The 19,242-nt window shown below is 43.6% G+C and carries 19 protein-coding genes; 7 read left to right on the forward strand and 12 right to left on the reverse strand.

What is annotated here, in order from left to right; all coding sequences use genetic code 11:
- Positions 1-44: 44 nt before the first annotated feature.
- From U0R10_RS00450 to U0R10_RS00480, 7 genes are all read right to left on the reverse strand, one after another.
- Complete coding sequence (locus tag U0R10_RS00450; protein WP_377981707.1) at positions 45-362, reverse strand: hypothetical protein; 318 nt, start codon at positions 360-362, stop codon at positions 45-47.
- Positions 346-684, reverse strand: a complete 339-nt coding sequence (locus U0R10_RS00455; protein WP_377981708.1) for a phage holin family protein — start codon at positions 682-684, stop codon at positions 346-348. Before U0R10_RS00455 ends, U0R10_RS00450 begins: the two co-directional genes overlap by 17 nt.
- Positions 685-1,068, reverse strand: a complete 384-nt coding sequence (locus U0R10_RS00460; RefSeq protein ID WP_377981709.1) for a TraR/DksA family transcriptional regulator — start codon at positions 1,066-1,068, stop codon at positions 685-687.
- 122 nt (positions 1,069-1,190) lie between these two features.
- Positions 1,191-1,742: a nicotinamide riboside transporter PnuC gene (gene pnuC, locus U0R10_RS00465; RefSeq protein WP_377981710.1), complete on the reverse strand. Its 552-nt coding sequence runs from the start codon at positions 1,740-1,742 to the stop codon at positions 1,191-1,193.
- The gene (gene nth, locus U0R10_RS00470; RefSeq protein WP_377981711.1) at positions 1,739-2,386 is read right to left on the reverse strand and encodes an endonuclease III; all 648 of its coding nucleotides are present in this window, start codon (positions 2,384-2,386) and stop codon (positions 1,739-1,741) included. Before nth ends, pnuC begins: the two co-directional genes overlap by 4 nt.
- A gap of 38 nt (positions 2,387-2,424) precedes the next feature.
- The gene (locus tag U0R10_RS00475) at positions 2,425-2,637 is read right to left on the reverse strand and encodes a hypothetical protein (RefSeq protein WP_377981712.1); all 213 of its coding nucleotides are present in this window, start codon (positions 2,635-2,637) and stop codon (positions 2,425-2,427) included.
- Positions 2,612-3,211 (reverse strand): RNA polymerase sigma factor, encoded by a 600-nt coding sequence (locus U0R10_RS00480; RefSeq protein ID WP_377981713.1) that lies wholly within the window; start codon positions 3,209-3,211, stop codon positions 2,612-2,614. The genes U0R10_RS00475 and U0R10_RS00480 overlap by 26 nt, the downstream gene beginning before the upstream one ends.
- A gap of 212 nt (positions 3,212-3,423) precedes the next feature.
- Between U0R10_RS00480 and U0R10_RS00485 the strand changes: the two genes are divergently transcribed.
- Entirely contained in the window at positions 3,424-4,026 is a 603-nt protein-coding gene (locus U0R10_RS00485; RefSeq protein ID WP_377981714.1) for a hypothetical protein, read from the forward strand.
- A 36-nt stretch (positions 4,027-4,062) separates the two neighbouring features.
- On the opposite strand, the gene U0R10_RS00490 is transcribed toward U0R10_RS00485, so the two are convergent.
- Genes U0R10_RS00490 through U0R10_RS00505 form a run of 4 tightly spaced genes read right to left on the reverse strand, consistent with a single transcriptional unit; the run spans position 4,063 to position 6,974 of the window.
- Positions 4,063-4,779 carry a pyridoxine 5'-phosphate synthase gene (locus U0R10_RS00490; protein WP_377981715.1) on the reverse strand — a complete coding sequence of 239 codons (717 nt, stop codon included), beginning with the start codon at positions 4,777-4,779 and terminating at the stop codon, positions 4,063-4,065.
- Between the two features lie 35 nt (positions 4,780-4,814).
- The gene (locus U0R10_RS00495) at positions 4,815-5,804 is read right to left on the reverse strand and encodes an aspartate-semialdehyde dehydrogenase (protein ID WP_377981716.1); all 990 of its coding nucleotides are present in this window, start codon (positions 5,802-5,804) and stop codon (positions 4,815-4,817) included.
- 12 nt (positions 5,805-5,816) lie between these two features.
- The gene (locus U0R10_RS00500) at positions 5,817-6,326 is read right to left on the reverse strand and encodes a hypothetical protein (protein WP_377981717.1); all 510 of its coding nucleotides are present in this window, start codon (positions 6,324-6,326) and stop codon (positions 5,817-5,819) included.
- A 36-nt stretch (positions 6,327-6,362) separates the two neighbouring features.
- Positions 6,363-6,974 carry a 5-formyltetrahydrofolate cyclo-ligase gene (locus U0R10_RS00505; RefSeq protein WP_377981718.1) on the reverse strand — a complete coding sequence of 204 codons (612 nt, stop codon included), beginning with the start codon at positions 6,972-6,974 and terminating at the stop codon, positions 6,363-6,365.
- A gap of 80 nt (positions 6,975-7,054) precedes the next feature.
- Here U0R10_RS00505 and ileS point away from each other — a divergent pair, with 80 nt between their 5' ends.
- The 6 genes from ileS to U0R10_RS00535 all read left to right on the forward strand — a co-directional run bounded on the left by ileS (position 7,055) and on the right by U0R10_RS00535 (position 16,855).
- On the forward strand, positions 7,055-10,459 hold the full coding sequence (ileS, locus tag U0R10_RS00510) for an isoleucine--tRNA ligase (protein ID WP_377981719.1): 3,405 nt from the start codon (positions 7,055-7,057) through the stop codon (positions 10,457-10,459).
- A gap of 133 nt (positions 10,460-10,592) precedes the next feature.
- A complete protein-coding gene (locus tag U0R10_RS00515) occupies positions 10,593-11,855 on the forward strand; it encodes an MBOAT family O-acyltransferase (protein WP_377981720.1) in 1,263 nt (420 codons plus the stop codon).
- 1 nt (position 11,856) lies between these two features.
- Entirely contained in the window at positions 11,857-12,897 is a 1,041-nt protein-coding gene (locus U0R10_RS00520) for an alginate O-acetyltransferase AlgX-related protein (RefSeq protein WP_377981721.1), read from the forward strand.
- 1 nt (position 12,898) lies between these two features.
- Positions 12,899-14,596, forward strand: a complete 1,698-nt coding sequence (locus U0R10_RS00525) for a tetratricopeptide repeat protein (protein ID WP_377981722.1) — start codon at positions 12,899-12,901, stop codon at positions 14,594-14,596.
- A gap of 37 nt (positions 14,597-14,633) precedes the next feature.
- Positions 14,634-15,455, forward strand: a complete 822-nt coding sequence (lolB1, locus tag U0R10_RS00530; RefSeq protein WP_377981723.1) for a lipoprotein insertase outer membrane protein LolB1 — start codon at positions 14,634-14,636, stop codon at positions 15,453-15,455.
- On the forward strand, positions 15,452-16,855 hold the full coding sequence (locus U0R10_RS00535; protein ID WP_377981724.1) for a murein hydrolase activator EnvC family protein: 1,404 nt from the start codon (positions 15,452-15,454) through the stop codon (positions 16,853-16,855). The genes lolB1 and U0R10_RS00535 overlap by 4 nt, the downstream gene beginning before the upstream one ends.
- Here the strand turns inward: U0R10_RS00535 and U0R10_RS00540 are convergent.
- Positions 16,852-19,191, reverse strand: a complete 2,340-nt coding sequence (locus U0R10_RS00540; protein ID WP_377981725.1) for a TonB-dependent receptor — start codon at positions 19,189-19,191, stop codon at positions 16,852-16,854. The two genes, U0R10_RS00535 and U0R10_RS00540, sit on opposite strands and share 4 nt — an antisense overlap.
- Positions 19,192-19,242: the final 51 nt, after the last annotated feature.

Raw genomic sequence — 19,242 nt, forward strand, 5'->3', positions numbered from 1 at the left:
CCCCCCTTACCTTTGGCAAACCTTGGAGGATTGCCAAAGGTAGGTTATTTGGAGGACTCTGATTCGAGCTTTTTCAAATAATCAACTAACTGATCTTTCGCTAAAGACAACGCAATACCTACCGCATAGGAGGTCAATGCATTCCCAAGAAAGGACGATTCTTTTTTCTCTGATTTTTTAGAAGAATCCGAAAACAACGAATATAATAAGTAAGCTCCAGCGAGAACGCCACCGGCGATTAGGATTTGGCCACCGCGCTCTTTCGCGACTTGCTTAATATCTGCAATTTCTTCTACTAACTCTTTTTGGTAGGCAGAAGCTTTCGCTTCCAAAACAGCCTTTTTCTCAGTTGTCTGACTCATTTTCGATTTCTTCTTCACTTATTTTTTCTGGAAGGGGAGCCCGAAAACTCGCTACTAATAAAAGTCCCACCAGTAAACTTATCCCAGCTACAATTAAATAGCCCCAAAATGCGCTCGAAAGCCATTGGTTTAATGCATTTGCGATGCCCATCAAGGCGAAAATACCCGCAATGCCAAAAGCAAAAGCAATAATGATAAACTTGAAAATTCGTTCCAATAAGGCCTCCAAATGTTCTTGAATATCCAGTTTGATGATTTCAAACTGCGTCTTCAAATAATTGGTCAATAAATCGACCAGCCTATTGTTCTCGAAAAATCCCATCTACCGTTGTTTTAACTTTGCCTCAATCGAATGCTGTGTGTGCGGTACTAAACGCAAACGTTCCTTTGAAATCAATTTGCCTGAATCAATGCAAATTCCGTATGTTCCGTTTTTGATACGCATCAACGCATTTTCAAGACTCGTGGCAAATTTTTGCTGGCGTACAGCCAACTGGTTCAAGCTTTCTTTCTCTTGGGTATCCGCACCATCTTCCATCACCTTCGAGTTCCCTGATGTATCATCCGTTCCCGAATCATTCTTTTTTCGTAATGTTTCACGCAAATACTTTAACTCAGCGTTGGTCTCGGCCAACTTCCCTTGTATGATTGCTTCAAACTCTTTTAATTCTTCTGCTGTATAACGTAATTTTTCTTCGTTCGCCATAATAAAAATAATAAATTAAACGTGTAAGTGACTAATAGTCAAGTACTTGCAATTGTAGTTTTGTTCGCTTATGCAAAGATAAATTTATAAACTTGAATTCGATAGGTTCCGTGTATTATTTTTTAATCAATTGATTTTAAGCTGTTTGACCATTCCCGGTAGCCCTGATAAGCAAGTCCGATAAACACCGCATATAAACAGGCCGTCCCCCACATCTCCTTCTGAATATAGAGGCCAATGTACAACACATCCACCCCAATCCAAACAATCCAATTGGCAATTTTTTTCTGTGTGGCCAGCCACGTTGCCCAAACGCTAAACCCCGCGAGCACACCATCCAAAAATGGATAGGAAGCATCCGGTAAATATTTTTTATGCAACAAGCCCAATCCAAGCCCCATCACTAGGGAACAAACAACCCCGATGCCCAGACTCGAAAAACTAGTACGTTCCGCCTGCCAGTTTTGCTCCGATTGATTCCAAGAAAACAAACCAATACATCCTAAGACGATAAACAATCCCTGCAACTCCATATCCGCATACAGCTGATTGGCATAAAAAACATAGCCGTAAATCCCGGAAGAAATGATGTTCCATATCCAGGCCAACCAGTGTCTGCGCATGGAAAAAATAACACCCAACAAAGCAGTGGCAACGCCAATTCCCTCGATCATGATTCTTTGTTTTTGGCGTAAAACGCGCAGAAATGCGTAATCTCACAAGCTGAACACTGTGGCTTACGGGCTAGGCAAACATAGCGACCGTGCAAAATGAGCCAATGATGCGCCCGAGGAATGATGTCATTTGGCAAATGCCGAATCAATGCTTTTTCAACGAGCAAGGGCGTTTTTGCCGTCTGAGGAACTAAGCCCAATCTACGTGAAACACGATACACATGTGTATCCACCGCCATGGCTGGTTGGTTATAAATCACCGAAGCAATCACATTAGCCGTCTTTCGACCCACGCCTGGTAAGGTCTGCAAATCGTCAATGGTCACGGGAATAGCACCTTGAAATTGATCAACGATTTTTTGGCCTAAGCCCAGTAAATGCTTCGCTTTATTATTTGGATAAGAGACCGAACGGATGTAGGAAAAAATCTCATCTACACTCGAATCAGCCAGTGCCTGAGGATCCGGGAATCGCTTGAAAAGTGCCGGAGTGACCTGGTTAATACGTTTATCAGTGCATTGCGCAGAAAGCACGACGGCCACCAATAACTCAAACGGATTGCTGTAATGCAATTCCGTTTCCGCCTCCGGAAATGAAGTGGAAAAATGCGCGATAAAAGCTTGAAATCGTTCCTTCTTCTGCATGTGTTGAATTTCATGCAAATTAAGAAACAATTTCAAGATTAAGATTGTATCGTCTCTTTGTGTTTTGAATACGCGAGAATACGATCGACCACACGATCTGAAGGCTGATAGGCCGCTTGATCTAATGCGTTTTTGACCTGGTGAAAGGACGCTAACTCCGAGCGTTCTTCAATAGATAAATTTTGGGAAAAGCCCGATTCAGGCTCATACAAATTTTTAATGAGGTCATTTGGGGTAAAGCTTTGCGTCATAGGCAATCTCTTGTTTGTTTAGCATTTTCCTCAGGTTAATGAGCGCATAACGCATTCTTCCCAAGGCCGTATTGATGCTCACGCCCGTTTGATCCGCGATTTCCTGAAAACTTAAGTCTTCATAATGCCGCATGACCAACACTTCACGTTGTTCATCAGGTAACTTTTTGATCAATTCCCGCACATTCGCGACTTGATCCGCCTTTAATTGCATGTCCTCTACCGAGTCTTCTGCAAATTCAAAGCTGTTAAACACTTTTGACCCGTCCTCCAGCACAATAGTTGGATAACGTTTTTCCTTCCGGAAATAATCGATCGCCATGTTGTGCGCAATACGCAGAATCCAAGGTAAAAATTTCCCTTCCTCGTTGTATCGGCCCGACTTCATCACGTCGATGGCCTTAATATAGGCTTCCTGCATTAAGTCTTCCGCTACATAGCGATCCTTAACGATCAGGTAAATAGTTGTATACACTTTGGATTTACTACGTTTGACCAATGTCTCAAACGCTTTATCGTCCCCTTGGATGTACGCTGATAATAGAGCTGCATCGCTAACCTGAATTTTAATCATAAAACTTCAAAATTGTTAACGTAAAGCTTTATCTCATATTGTATCTCCTATAGATTTTTTTGGACGAATTAGTTGATTTGTGCCGCTTGGGCCTGCCAAAAGTAGATAAATCTTTTGGAAAACAAAATTTTGTATATTTTTTTATGATGAATGGTTTAACACACTTTCCGATAAATCATTAGTTTTGTCAAAAATAAACTACAAATAAACACATGAAAAAATTATACTTCATCGGCCTATTGTTAGCAGGAACATTCGCCGCAAACGCACAAACAGGAACTTCAGCTGATTATGCAGGTGTCTTCAAATTAGAGGAGAATCCCTACGTAAAAACGATAGCCATTTCCATTAAAGAAGGTAAAGTCATGATGGCTGCCGAAGGTTTTCCAGATGCAGAATTGACACCTGGTAAGCAAGCAGATCAATATGAATTAACGAGCATGAGTGGCACGGTCAACTTCGTTCGCGAAGGTGGTATCGTAAAAGGCATCAAAATTGAAGCACAAGGTCAAACATTAGGCGGCAAAAAAGAAGGCGCAAGCCTATCTGATTACGCAGCTTCTTTTAAAATGGCCGACAATGAATATGTTAAGAAAGTAATCGTAGCGATCAAAGATGGCTCTTTGCAAATCAGCACAGATGCAAATCCAGCAGAAGGTGCAGTTTTAAAGGCAAGCGCTACAGCTGATACGTTTACAACAAGCATTCAAGGTTACGATGCAGATATCACGTTCTCTCGTACTGAAGGCAAAGTGGCAACAATCAAATTGTCAGTAGCCGGTGGTCAAGTAGTATTGACAGGTAATCGCGAGTAAATCTTTCACATGGCGCAGTTACTTACTGCGCCATGTTTATTTCAACGATCGTTTATACAACTGAATCGTATTTTCCAATCCATAATACAAGGCATCGCAAATCAAGGCATGCCCGAGCGACACCTCATCTAACGGGGCCACATTGGCTTTAAAAAAGGCCAAATTTTCTAAGCTTAAATCATGTCCCGCATTAATCCCTAAACCCAGTTGGCTCGCCCGAAAAGCTGCTTTTCGATAAGCCGAAACCGCTTGGGTCGGATTCTCACGAAATATATCTGCATAGGGTTCCGTGTACAATTCAATGCGGTCAGCACCCGTGGTAGACGCCGCCTCGACCAGCTCCAAAACAGGATCCACGAAGATTGAAGTCCGAATCCCTGCCTCCTTAAATTGAGCGATTAATGATTGCAATAAGCCTTGGTGTTGGATGGTATCCCAACCGTGATTCGAAGTTATTTGGCCTAATGCATCTGGTACCAAGGTGACTTGTTCCGGTCTGACCTCTAAAACCAAGTCAATAAATGACTGCTCCATCGGATTGCCCTCGATATTAAATTCAGTCGTCACGACTTCCTTCAACGCACGCACATCCGCATACCGAATGTGGCGTTCATCCGGACGCGGATGCACCGTAATGCCCTCCGCTCCAAAGCGCTCACAATCCAAGGCCACCTGAATGACATCTGGATTATTGCCTCCCCGCGAATTTCGCAGCGTCGCAATCTTGTTAATATTTACACTTAGTCTCGTCATAGCAAAAAAAAGGCCGGTGTCACCGGCCCTTCTGTTTAAATCAAGTTGTGTGCCGCTAAATATTCCGCAATCTGTACGGCATTTGTTGCCGCACCCTTACGCAGATTATCTGCCACAATCCATACGTTCAACGTATTTTTCTGCGACTCATCCCGGCGGATACGTCCCACAAATACCTCATCTTTTCCATGTGCGGTAATCGGCATCGGATAAACGAAATTCTTTGGATCATCTTGAACGATAATGCCTTCCTCTTTTTCCAAAATCGCACGCACCTCCGCTAAATCAAAATCATTTTCAAATTCAATGTTCACCGCCTCCGAGTGTCCCCCGATCGTCGGGATACGCACCGTTGTCGCCGTCACCTGAATCGACTCATCCATCATGATTTTTTTCGTTTCCAAAATCATCTTCATCTCCTCCTTCGTATAGCCATTCTCCAAAAACACATCGATATGTGGCAACACGTTCAAGTCAATTTTATGGGGATATACTTTCGCACCATCTTTACCCGCACGCTCATCGAACAACTGGTCAACCGCCGCTTTTCCAGTTCCAGTCACCGACTGATACGTAGAAACAACCACACGCTTGATTTTATATTTTTTGTGCAATGGATTTAAGACCACCACCATTTGAATTGTCGAACAATTCGGATTCGCGATGATCTTATCTTCAGAAGTTAAGGTATTCGCGTTGATTTCTGGAACCACTAATTTCTTCGTTGGGTCCATGCGCCATGCCGATGAATTATCCACGACCGTAATGCCTGCTGCAGCAAATTTAGGTGCCATTTCCAAGGAAGAGCTCCCCCCAGCAGAGAAGATCGCCACATTTGGCTTCATGGCAATCGCTGTTTCATAGCCTACGACCGCAAACTCTTTTCCCTTAAAGGAAATCTTTTTACCAATTGAGCGCTCAGACGCAACGGGAATGATTTCAGAGACTGGAAAATTACGCTCTGCTAATACTTTTAAGATTTCGCCGCCAACTAATCCTGTGGCGCCTACAACAGCAACTTTCATGTTTATTATAAATTAAAAATTATACTTCCACTGCAATGCCAAATTCGACCCGGAGATCTGCGTGTTTGGCGTAAATTGTAAACTCAATTGTGGGCTAGTTTGGGCCAACTGGTTATATCGAGATAAAGCCCGATTTAAATGACGCATACTTACTGTGCCCAAATAAAAATTGACCAAAGCCGCCGCTCCAATCGTTGACAAATTAAATCCGTCAGATACTTTTCCAGGTTTAAGGAACGAATACACCGACAAGCCAAGTCCCACACTTGAAATCCAAGTCATCACTTTGCGCTGTGATTTATACCGGTAAAACGCCAAACTCACCTCTGGATCTTTCGATTCCAGTAAGGGAATTTGCAAGGCCAATGGATTCTCAATGACCTGCCGTTTGTACACATACTTAGTTCTAAAACCTTGTTGGATTTGCTCAATCGGGTACATTCGTTCACGGTTTTCTTCCTGCGCCATCGCTTGGGCAGACATAAGTACGAAAAGAAGTATACCTAAATGCTTGATTTTCACAAACCAACGTGTTTTTGTAGCCTGCAAAATTAGGGCTTATCTCATTGAATCAAAAGGATTTTTTGGATAAAATCCCTCGAAAAGATGTAGGCCAATGGGGGAAATGCACAAGTCAAGTGGAATATCATGCGCTTCAACATCGTCGATGCGCTGAACAGGTTCATCTAAACAGACGCCAATTTTTAGGGTGTCAGGCCGACAATCCTGCAAAAAGCGGTCGTAAAATCCCTTGCCGTACCCGACGCGATTTCCGTTAGCATCAAAAGCTAATAGGGGAATAATCACGAGGTCGATGTCTGTGATCGGTACTTTTTGGCATGTTTGAGGATTAGGTTCCTGAATTCCCCAATCCGAAGTGATGAGTGCATCGTTTGATGGCACATGATAGGCAACCATCTCAGATTCATTTTCTACCCTCGGAAAACAAAGCTGATGCCCCAATGACTCCAATGTTTCATGGATAAATGACATGTGAACTTCCCGGCGCTCCACAATCGGCTGGAAACTCATGATGCGATGTGGCAACTGAAAGCTCGTGATGAAATCCATGAACTCTTGTTGGAGCGACTCATTCAACAATCCAAACACATGTTCCGATACATTTTTACGTCGGGTTAATGCAAGCTGTCGGAGGCGTGATTTGTTCATGGATTTGGCCTTAACTATTCGGTATTTTTTCTTATTTTTGCCTCAATTTTGCCGATTATTTCATAAAAAACAACAAGACTGTGGCCTTTAAGGAATACAAAAATTTGGATTATGCTGCCGTGGCAGACGAGGTTCTAAATTTCTGGAAAGAGAATGATATTTTTGAGAAGTCTATTTCCTCACGTGAGGGAAAACCTACGTTTACTTTTTTCGAAGGCCCGCCTTCCGCGAATGGTACACCCGGGATTCACCACGTGATGGCGCGTACCATCAAGGATATTTTCTGCCGCTACCAAACCCTTAAGGGTAAACAAGTGAAACGTAAAGGGGGCTGGGATACCCATGGTCTTCCGGTCGAATTGCAAGTTGAGAAAGAATTAGGCATCACCAAAGAAGACATCGGAAAGTCCATTTCCGTCGAAGAATACAATCAAAAGTGCCGCGAAACGGTCATGAAATTCACGGATCAGTGGAATGATTTGACGCAGAAAATGGGCTATTGGGTGGATTTAGATAACCCCTATGTGACCTACCAAACTCCCTACATCGAAAGTGTTTGGAACTTGTTAAAGCGACTTTACGATAAAGGATTACTCTATAAAGGCTATACGATTCAGCCCTATTCTCCGGCAGCGGGAACGGGTTTGTCGTCACATGAATTAAACCAACCAGGCTGTTACCGCGATGTCAAAGACACCTCGCTCACCGCTCAATTTGAGGTGTCAAAAACAGCTAAATCTGCGTTTCTTTTTGATAAATCAGCGGGTGCTCCCGTATATATTTTAGCTTGGACGACGACTCCTTGGACTTTGCCTTCGAACGCTGCACTGACCGCTGGAAAAAATATTGCCTACGTTTTAGTCAAGACCTTTAATCCGTATACGTATTTACCAGTTCATGTCGTTTTAGCGAAGGATTTGGTGAAGAACTATTTCCAAGCCGCGGCTGAAAACGGAGATTTTGAGGCTTATAGCGCAGCTGAAAAGAAACCTGCTGCCATTCCCTATTCGATCGTTGACACATTTAAAGGTGCCGATATCGACGGAGTGGAATACCTGCAATTAATGCCCTATGTTCAGCCAAAAACACCTGCTTTTCGTGTCATATTAGGTGATTTTGTAACGACGGAAGATGGAACAGGCATTGTGCATACGGCGCCGACTTTTGGTGCGGATGACTTTCGGGTGTCCCAACAAAACAACATTCCGGCCATTATGGTGACGGATGAAAATGGGAAGGATGTGCCGTTAGTAAACCGACAAGGATGTTTCGTGCAAGAGGTAACAGATTATGCCCTGGAACCTGTGAAAGAGGCATATTTGACGGAAGAGGAGAAGGAAGCTGCTAAGGTTAAACAAGGAAGAGATAAATATTTATCGGTGGATGAGCGCATCGCGATCCAATTAAAAACCGAAAATAAAGCGTTCAACGTACAGAAATTTGATCACCCCTATCCGCATTGTTGGCGCACCGACAAGCCCGTCCTCTATTATCCATTGGACTCTTGGTTCATCAAAACGACCGCGGTAAAAGACAAGCTGATCGAATTGAATAATACCATCAATTGGAAACCAGAATCTACCGGAACGGGTCGGTTCGGAAACTGGTTGGAGAATTTAGTGGACTGGAATTTATCTCGTTCCCGCTATTGGGGAACGCCTTTGCCGATCTGGCGGACGGAAGATGGTTCGGAAGAATTATGCTTTGGATCTGTGGAAGATTTAGTTCAATCCTTACAAGCAGCGCTGAATTCAGGGAAATTAAACGCGGAACAAACCACAGGAAACGAAGCATTTATCGCCGCTGTGAAGTCGGGAGAAGCGGATTTACATCGTCCGTATGTGGATAATATTTTTGTATTAAGTGCCTCCGGAACTGTGATGGGCCGGGAGTCTGATTTGATTGACGTGTGGTTTGATTCCGGTGCGATGCCTTTCGCACAATGGCATTACCCATTCGAAAATCAGGAGATATTTAAGCAATCCTACCCAGCGGATTTCATCTCGGAAGGGGTGGACCAAACGCGCGGTTGGTTCTTCACGCTACATGCCATTTCGGCCATGGTGGAGGAATCGGTTGCCTTTAAAAATGTTGTTTCTACCGGATTAGTGCTTGATAAAAATGGCAATAAAATGTCTAAACGTTTGGGCAATGCCATTGATCCTTTTGATACGCTTTCGAAATATGGAGCGGATCCGACGCGCTGGTATATGATTACCAATGCGCAGCCATGGGACAACTTGAAATTTGATCTAGCTGGAATTACAGAAGTTCGTAATAAGTTCTTTGGTACCTTAACTAATACCTATAATTTCTTTGCTTTATATGCGAATTTGGATGGTTTTGCTCCCGAAGCTCATGGGGTAACGTCTCCTAATTTAACTGAATTGGACCGCTGGATTTTATCGAAATTGAGCAGTTTAGTGGCTGAAGTTGACGAGGCTTTTGCCGCTTATGAACCTACCAAAGCGGGTCGTGCAGTGCAGGATTTTGTGTGTGATCATTTGTCCAACTGGTATGTGCGTTTATCGAGACGTCGCTTCTGGAATCCGGAGGATACCAACCAAGGAATTTCGCCGGATAAGGCAGCCGCTTATCAAACATTGCATACGTGTTTAGCGACTGTAGCCCAACTCATGTCGCCGATCGCGCCGTTTTACGGAGATTGGTTATACAAGAATTTGACGGGAGAGGAGTCGGTGCATTTGACCAACTTTACCACCGTCAATAACTCGTGGAGAAATCCAGATTTAGAAGCTTCGATGGACATGGCGCAACGTATTTGTTCGCTCGTACACTCGTTGCGTAAGGTGCATAAATTGAAAGTGCGTCAGCCTTTGGCACAAGTTTTAGTTCCGGTTTTGCAAGAATCTGTGCGCGAGCAAATTCGCCGCGTGGAAGATTTGATCAAGTCGGAGGTGAATGTCAAAATGGTCAATTACCTAGATGACGCCTCGGGTGTTTTAAGCAAAAAAGTGAAACCAAATTTCAAGGCTCTAGGGCCAAAATTCGGGAAAGATATGAAGGCCGTTGCCGATGTCATCACCGGCATGTCGGCCGCTGATTTGGCAACGATTGAAAGTACGGGAGCTTCAAATCTGCACGGATTTGACATTGCATTGGCTGATATTGAAATCTTGACGGAAGATATGCCAGGTTATTTGACCGCTTCGGAAGCTGGGATGACGATTGCCTTGGATAATACCTTGACGCCGGAATTAGTCAGCGAAGGAATGGCGCGTGAATTTGTGAATCGGATTCAGAATTTGCGGAAGGATTCGGGTTTTGATGTCGTGGACAAAATTAGCATTTTAGTGCAGTCGAGTTCGGCGGAATGGAATGCGAGTATCACGGATTTTGCGAGCTATATTCAGCAGGAAGTTCAAGCGGTGACGTTGGAGATTGTTCCTACTTTATCGGGCGCCTCGTCTGAGTTGACATTTGATGATTCTACCTTACAAGTTCAAGTAGCGATTTTCAACTAAATCTAACATGGTTTTCAATTCCCTACAATTTTTGGTGTTTTTTGGGATTGTGACCAGTGCCTATTTTTTATTGGCTCACCGTTTCCGGTGGGCCCTTTTACTTTTTGCTTCCTGCTATTTTTACATGGCCTTTATGCCCATCTATTTGGGTATTTTGGGATTCACGATTGTCGTGGATTATTTCGCAGGGATTTACTTGGAGCGTTTTGAAGGCGCCACCAAAAAATGGTTTCTCGCGCTGAGTTTATTAGCCAATGTGGGTGTGCTGGCCATCTTTAAATATTATGGTTTTCTTACCGATAATCTGACGGGAGTTGGCCATTTGTTTGGGATGGAATTCAATTTTCCTGCCTTGAAAATTTTACTGCCCATCGGACTTTCGTTTCATACATTTCAGGCGATGAGTTATACGATCGAGGTATATCGAGGGCATCAAAAAGCGGAACGGAATTTTGGGATTTACAGCCTTTACGTGATGTTTTATCCGCAGCTGGTAGCTGGGCCGATTGAACGTCCCCAAAATTTGATTCATCAATTTTACGAAAAACACTCTTGGGATACCGATCGAGTCAAACTCGGTTTACTGCAAATGGCTCAGGGACTTTTTAAGAAAGTGGTCATCGCAGATCGCTTGGCGCTGTTAGTTGACAGGGTTTATGGAGATTTAGGTTCGCAATCCGGGGGCTCACTAATATTAGCTGCGGTCTTTTATTCGTTTCAGATTTACTGCGATTTCTCAGGGTATTCTGATATCGCCATCGGAGCAGCGCGTGTGATGGGTTTCAATTTAATGGAGAATTTCAATGCGCCATACAGCGCCAAATCCATCCCTGAATTCTGGCGTCGCTGGCATATTTCACTTTCGACCTGGTTCAAGGATTACGTGTATTTTTCACTGGGGGGTAATCGCGTTTCTGTTCCTCGCTGGTATCTGAACATCATGATTGTGTTTGTGTTGTCAGGAATTTGGCATGGAGCTAGTTGGAATTTTGTCATCTGGGGTGCCTTGCATGGCGGATTTCAATTGCTGGGTTTAACGATTAATCGAATGTTTCCTTCACTGGCTGCCGATGCGCAATCGGGCATCAGTTTGTGGATGTATCGTTTGTGGACGTTTAGTTTGGTGACGCTTGCGTGGGTGTTTTTCCGCTTGCCTCATTTTTCAGATATCCGTTTATTCTTCCGAGGGTTATCGGAGCCGTTGGGAATAGGTACGCTCGGTTTAAAACCTGCCGAAATAGGCTTTAGTGTGGCATTAGTTATCGGATTATTGATCTATGATGTTCGCGGCAAGCTTCGTTCAAAAGATTTTGTGTGGCTCATGCCCTTATTCATTGCATGTATTTATTTCTTTGGTGTTTTTAGTTTGAAACAGTTTATCTATTTCCAATTCTAACATGAAAAAAATAGTCGCCCTTTTCGTGTTTTTCATCTGCCTGCTTGCGCTACTCGTGAGTAGTTCCGAGCGAGGTATGCGGATGTTAACGAAAGAGCGCTATGCCGGTGCTGGCATTTTGAATTCGGATAAATATGCCTTTGGGGATTTGTATGGGTTATCTTATTTGCCGGAGTTTCGGATTGCGAAACAAGAGAAATTTACTGAAGTTCCTTCCGGGCTTCCGGCCGAAAAGGATCTTGATTTATTTGTCGTAGGCGATAGTTATTTATATAGTTATTTGGACACGCTACCGGATTATTATGCTCGGGTTAATCAGCTAGATTTCAGACGCTGGGAACATGTGCCCGTTCGTGCGGAGGCCTTTACATCGGGGCGCAAAAAGGTGTTATTGATTGAGTCGGTGGAGCGAAATATAGCCAATGTGATTGCTTTAGAGCGTATTAGGGCCGTTTTCGAACCGACACCCCCTCCGGCATTGCCGTGGTGGGAACAATGGAATGAGGCTATCAAGTCGGCCTTATATCATCCAACCCTAGAATCCAATTTGGAATTTACGCTATTCAACCTGGCGCTCCTTTCGCCTATCAAAGCATGGAAAGCCACTTGGAATGACCGCGTATTCGGTCGGCTTGCGCGCGAGGTCCACCGCTCAAAATCGGGTGATCGTTTGTTTATGCAAGAAACGGTGGATGCGCAGGAAAAAGGTAGTTCGTACCGGGAGATTTCAGAAGATGAGGTCAATAGAACTGTGCAAAAAATGGAGGAGATTCAAGCGTTTTATCTTTCGAAAGGATTTGATTTAGTTTTATTCTCCTTTATGCCAAACCCAGTTTCCTTGTTGGAGGCAGAAAAAGGCAATCAGTATTTGGCCCGAATTCAGGCTGCCGGAGCTGGGAAGTTGACAATCATCGATCCCTCTCCACGATTAAAGTCGAATGCAAGTCAATATTTTTATCAGTCTGATTCCCATTGGAATCAACGCGGGGCGCGTGTTTGGCTTGACCAATTGAATGAAGTGCTGCGAGGTGCTCAACTGTAATATGCGCGCAATCTTATTGATTCTTTTCTGTTTATTGGCCAACATACCCTTCGTGGATGCGCAAAAAAAAGGCGTGTTATCTCCGGCTAAGCAAGAGGAGTTGATGGCGGAGGGAATGCGCTATTATACGAAAGGTGATTATGAGGAGGCGATTTTAGTTTGGGAAAGCATGCTGCCGTATGTCAAACAGGAGGCTGCCCTCTATTTTTATCTGGCAAAATCACATGTCGCTTTAGCCAAACCTGCGCTTGCCTTGCCCCATGCGAAAAAAGCGAATGAACTCTCGCCCTATTCGTTGGATTATGGCTTGTTCTACAGTGAATTGTTGATGCAAGAACGCCGGTTCGATGAAATGATCGCTTGTTTACGTCAGTTATCGCAATATGATGAATCCCAGCCGGATGTCAATTTGCTTTTGGCCCAAGCGTATTTGTTTAATGAGCAAGGAGATTTGGCCTTGGAGGCGCTGGAAAAGGCGAATCGCTGGGTTGGAGAATATCCAGAAATCATTCGAACGAAGCAGTTTATCCTCTTAAAAAAGAAACGCTTGTTAGACGCGCTGAACTTGGGTGCGCAATTGATGGAGCAGGAGGAAGGCGAGACCTTATTTTCGTGGGATCAGATGGATGTTGCTTGGGAGCTAAGCCAGGGGGATTCGTTGCGCGCTGCGTATCAACGTTTGTCGGAGCGCTTTCCATCCGAGGGACAGATTCCCTTATTGCTCACCCATGTGTTTTTACAAACCAAAGATTTTGGCGCTGCACTTGGTCAATTGCATGCAGCTTCGGAGGATCGATCACTTTATCCCGAGATGATTTCCCAAGTTGCCTTGAAGGTGTTTGAGTTAATTGATACTAAGGAAAAGTGGTCGGCAGCCTTAGATGTGACGCAGCATTTTATTCAAATGTATCCGGAGGAACCTCGTTTTCTGGCCATTCGCGGAGATCTGCAGGTTAGTGCTCAAGACTTTACGAGTGGCTTAGCTAGTTATTTGCAAGCGGCTCGTTTGGGTAAAAGTAAGTTAGAGGTATGGGCCCGAATTATCCAGTTGGACTTTGAATTAAATGCCATTGATAGTGCCATTGTGCATGCGCAGGAGGCTTTGGTGCTTTGGCCTACCCATGGATTTTTTCATTTTCAAAAGGGTTTTGGTCAGTATATCAAAGGGGATTTAAAAGGTTCTTTGGTTTCATTAGAACTGGCCAAGTCAAATTTGAAGTCAGAAGATGCCTGGGATGTTCAGTTGTTTTCCATTTTAGGCGATGTGTATCAGGCGCAGAAAAGGTATCGCGATTCAGAGAAATCGTTTGATTATGTGCTGCGAAAGCAACCGGAGGATGAGCATGTGCTAAACAATTACAGTTATTATTTGTCTTTAAGAAAGGAGCGATTAGAGGAGGCGGCAGCCATGTCGAAGAAATTAGTACAGAAATTTCCTACGAATGGGACTTATTTGGATACTTATGCGTGGGTTTTGTACCAGCAGGGTTTCTATACGGAAGCGCTCGTTTATTTAGAATTGGCGGTTGCGGATAAAGATCCAGCGGGCGCCACGGTGTGGGAGCATTTAGGCGACACCTTGTACCAATTGAAACGTATCGAAGATGCGGTGGTAGCTTGGAAGCATGCCAAAAAACTAGTGGGTGAAAATCTAATACTCGATAAAAAGATCGAGATGAAGCGAATTATCGAAAATTGAGATATTTTTGTATACTTTTTAAGGCTTACCGGTAACTATGCGCTACGTAATTTGCATCCTTTGTTTCTTGTTTGTGAGCGCATGCCAGCGAAAGCAGTCGGCTGTGATCGTGCAGGTCAACAAGCCAGATTCATTAGTTCGAGACACGGTTCAGGCGGAAGTGAAAAAGGTAGAAGTGCCGCTCATTCCAGAGGCAGATCGTCGCGAGGCTGTGGAGGATTTACGCTTCAATTACCTAAAAGCAAAATCACGTGTTGTTTGGAAATCGGGCAATAATCAAGACAATTATACCGTTGACATACGCATGAAGCGCGATAGCATCATTTGGGTAAACATTGGCCAAGTGGGAGTTTCTGGGGCGACGGGTGTATTTGACCAACAGCATTTACGGTTTTATCAAAAGATCAATGGGCAATATTTTGATATGTCGTATGATAGCTTGAGTACCATGATGGGGTTCAAGGTTGACTTCCGGATATTGCAGTCGCTGATTGTGGGGAATCAACCGTTCAAGCGGAATAATTCACGGGTCATTCGGGAGAATGAAAACATCATTATTAAGCAGGATTCGGGACGAATTAAGATTGATAATATGGTGGGCCCTAATCGAAAATTGAAAAAATTGTTAGTGAACGATGAGCCGAGCACCAATAAATTAACCATGGATTTTGAGGAGTTTACCAGCTTGAATCAAGTGGTTTTCCCCTTTAGTAGTTTGATTACGTTGGATGTTAAAAATAAAGAGAACAAGCAGGTGAAGACGGTGATTAGCATCAAATATTCCAAAGTAGAATTGATGGACACGCCATTGGAATTTCCATTTCGTGTTCCTGTTAAATTATTGAATTCAAAACCATGAGATATCTGTTTGTTGTAGTTTGTTTGATTTGGAGTTTTTCGTTGCCTGCTCAGGTAGAAAAGAAGGCGCAGTTAGAGCAGCAGAAAAAGGACAATTTGGCTAAGATCAAGGAGTTGAATTCCATTATTTCGCGTACGTCCAAAAAGAAAAATGCATCCATAGGTAAACTGAATGTGTTGAAGCAGCAGATCGGGGTGCAGAAAAAGCAGATTAATTTATTGAATGAAAACCAACAAATCTTAGCGGCGGAAGCAACGAAGCTTGCGCGGGAAAGCGATGTCCTGGCAGCTAAGTTGGAGCGCTTAAAAAAGAACTATGCCCTGATGTTGTTTGAGTCACAAAAAGTTTCCACAGTCTCAAATAAAATCAGTTTTTTGATTTTGTCGAATGATTTTGGGCAATTTACCCGTCGATTGGATTTTCTTCGTCAGTTTACGAAAAATCGAAAAGAGCAGGCGAATAAAATATTTGAGACGCGTCAAGATTTAATGACCAAAAAGCAGCAAGTGATCTTCAAGAAGAATGAGGAGAAGAAGGTGATTGTTGAAAAGGAACAAGAAACCAAGACACTTGAGGTGTTGAAGACCAAGGAGAATAAGGTGGTTACGGTGTTGACCCAACAAGAGAAAAAGTTACGTACGGAATTGGAACGTAAGAAATTGTCTATTCGGAAGTTGGATAATTTAATTGCCGGAATCGTACAACGCGAGATTCAAAAGTCGATGGAGCGTGAGCGCAAGCTACGTCAAGCAGCTCAAGCACGTAAGTTAGAAGTAAACAAACCTGCTTTACCGAAGGTGAAATTGGAAGAAGGAGTGGTGAAGAGATCGGAAAAATTAGGCGTAGAGGAGCAGCCAAAAGCAGAAACAAAATTGGAAGCGAAAGCTGAGAAGAAAGAAACTGTTAAAGAAAAGGCTGTTGTGGCTGAAAAAGCGGAGCCAGCATTGAATTCGAATACCTATTATATGAATGCAGAGGAGGCGAAATTAGCGAGTTCATTTAGTGCCTTACGCGGACGGATGCCGTTCCCAGTTCCTTCCGGATTTATCTCAGATCACTTTGGTGTTCATAAACACCCTATTTTGAAGGGAGTGATGATCAATAACAACGGAATTGATATTCAAACGTCACCGGGCTCTCCTGTGCATACCGTATACGATGGCGTAGTGCAGTCGGTGGTGAATATACCGGGAATCAATATGGTGGTAGCGATCCAACATGGAGACTATTTTACCGTATATAGTAAGTTGGCTGGCGTATCTGTCAGTACGGGTCAAAAGGTGAAAACTGGCCAACGGATCGGATCGGTAGCTTCGGATGAAGATGGAACGTCGGAAATTAATTTCCAGGTTTGGAAAAATACGGTACGCCAAAACCCTGAAGTTTGGTTGCGCCGTTAAATTTTATACAAGACGCGTAGGCTGATATTTCGACCTTGGTCATCTGTAAAATATCGGAAGCGATTGAGATAATCGCGGTAAGATGTATTCAGGGCATTATTAATGCGAATTCCCACATCTATTTTCTTGAGGTTTATTCCCCAATTCGCTTGTACTAATTGGTAGCCTTTGGGCGGTTCCGAGTAATCGGATCCTGGTTCCACGCGCGTTTGTCTGCTCACTTGAACGAGGCCAACACTCACATATTGTTTGTCCTGCATCCATCGGTAGGTCAACGTATATTCAAAACGGTTTGCGGGAATATTTACGAGGTAACGTTTGTTGGCCGACGAGTTGTCAATTGCTTGGACGATACTCGTTTTATGTTGTAATACAAGTTTAGGTGTCAATTGATAGTTGACTTGCGCATCGATACCACTAAAAAGTGCATTGATTTGTTCGTATTGAAAAACTGGAAATGCGCCACGTACGGTGGTAAAGTATTCGGCCACGCCACGCGTAACCATGGGCTTCAAATAAATAAAGTTTTGAATGTAATTATGGTATACGCCTACTTCAATTTGCCATTTGTTGGCATCAATTAACGTGTTTAAGCTGGCATTATAGGCCGTTTCCCCAGTCAAGTTGGGATCTCCAATCTCGAATGCGGCCGCACCGTGGTGAACACCATACGAAAACAATTCATTCACACCTGGAGTACGAAAAGCGCGCGCTAGGATGAGGTGATTGGTCCATTTTTCTGACCAATGATATTTGAGTCCCGCGCTACCTGATAGACCCGTGAACTGATTTTTATTTCGGTTGATGATGGTTGAATAATTGATTTTTGGTCGATAGACATCGATTATTTTTTGGTCGACACGTAGGCCAACTTCAAATTCAAATTTTTCCTTGATCAAGCGTTCGATCGCAAAAACGCCTAAGGTATGTTGGAAGTAATTCGGAAGCAGGCTGGATGTTAATGTGGGTGTGTTTACACTTCTGCCCGAAGTTAAATTGCCTTGCGATTGTAGGTTAAAGCCAAATTGTCCTTTCCATTTTTTGTCGGTGTTTGCCTCATCTAATACAAGTTCGCTCGTAAACGTATGGAGTAAGAAACGTAAATTATTTACACCTCTACCGGCGCGCAGTACGTCTAGTTCGAGTCGTTCATTGTTTTGAAAGGCAATCGTTCCGCGTATGGTTTGACCTGATGCGAATTTATATTGCGATTTAAACTTGCCCAAACTGTGGTTTATATCTTGATTTGGACGGGATATTTCTCTGCTGAATTCCAAGGGAGTAAATGCTTCAAAAGGTCTTGAACGAGCAATCGATTTTTCAAGATCATTGACATTTCCGATGTGGGAGCCCAAATAGATTCCAATAACGGAGTGAAAATGACTAATAAATAAATCATTTGACCAGTTGTTTTTTTTGTAGCCAATGGCTGCAGAAAAATTCTCCTCCTGAACACCTGTATTCGCCAAAAAGTAGTCGGCCGTACGTATATTCCCTCCATTTTTCAGCGTACCTTGCACCCGCCATCCCCAGCCATTTGCGCGGTTAATACCTCCTTCTACCATGCCCGACAGAACTCCTTGTCGGCCATTTGTAAAATAAATCGATTGTATTTCTCCTTTCACCCCAGCGCTATCGGGTAGTGCATCGGGTTCCATCATGACCATTCCGCCGATGGCGTCACCGCCATAGCGCAACCCACCGGGACCTTTAATTACTTGTATGTTTTTGGATACGAATGGATCTACTTCGGGCGCGTGTTCGCTTCCCCATTGCTGACCCTCTTGTCGGATGCCATGGTTTAGAATAATTACCCTGGCCGAGTGCATGCCGTGAATAACGGGTTTCGAGATGGTACTACCTGTTTGTAAACTTTGCACGCCACTGATTCCGCGCAACATTTCTCCTAAACTTAAACCGTCTCGTTCGGCTCTTTCTGTTTCACTGAGGTTGCCGCGAAGTTGGGCACTACTCTCACTTTTTTTTCCGCTGACGACGACCTCTTGGAGGTGTTCGTCATGACTTTCTAGCGTGAAATTTTCGTTGTGATTGGCTTCGTCTTGAATGGATATTGGAATTTCTATCGCATCAAAACTGCTCATTCTGCAGATCAATGTATAGGCACCAGGACAAAGGGATTGGATTTTGAAATGACCTTTACGGTCGGATAGGGCAAACTTATTTGTCCCTTTTATATATATATAAGCCCCAGAAATGGTCTCTTTTGTTTCTTTGGCGGTCACATTTCCCTCTAAGGTACAGGTACATGAAGCTTGTCCGAAGAGCGAGCTTGTTGAACCTATAAACCAAAAGAGTAAAAATATTTTACGAAACATGACGTTCGGATAGGGGGATAAATATACGCTAAAATAGGCTGAAAAGCATAA

Origin of the sequence: Aquirufa avitistagni (genome assembly GCF_042715545.1) — a bacterium.
Taxonomy (GTDB): domain Bacteria; phylum Bacteroidota; class Bacteroidia; order Cytophagales; family Spirosomataceae; genus Aquirufa; species Aquirufa avitistagni.